General features: G+C 60.8%; 1 protein-coding gene. It reads right to left on the bottom strand.

Annotated elements, in window-relative coordinates; all coding sequences use genetic code 11:
* Positions 1-260 (bottom strand): Bug family tripartite tricarboxylate transporter substrate binding protein (locus SB679_RS24975; protein ID WP_410704995.1); only part of this gene is annotated, 260 nt, incomplete at both ends.

Below are 260 nucleotides of genomic sequence, written 5' to 3'. Positions count from 1 at the left end.
CGGGATGCTTCTGGGCGTAGGACTTCAGCTCCGGCACGGTTGTCACCCCGAGAGGGGAACTCGCCATTATCAGCAAAGGTTGGTCGATCAGCAGCGAAACCGGGGTCAGATTTTTGTCGAGGTTGTATGAGACTTTCTGGCGGAACGCGGCCGTAAAGCCCAGCGAGGAGGTGCTGTGCAGGAGTGTGTAGCCGTCCGGCGCAGCCTGCGCCACAGCTTCAGCGCCGATGTTGCCATTGGCGCCTGGACGATTCTCCACC

It is taken from the genome of Chryseobacterium sp. SIMBA_029, from assembly GCF_046535275.1.
Taxonomy (GTDB): domain Bacteria; phylum Bacteroidota; class Bacteroidia; order Flavobacteriales; family Weeksellaceae; genus Chryseobacterium.
This window is presented reverse-complemented; position numbering and strand designations above follow the sequence as displayed.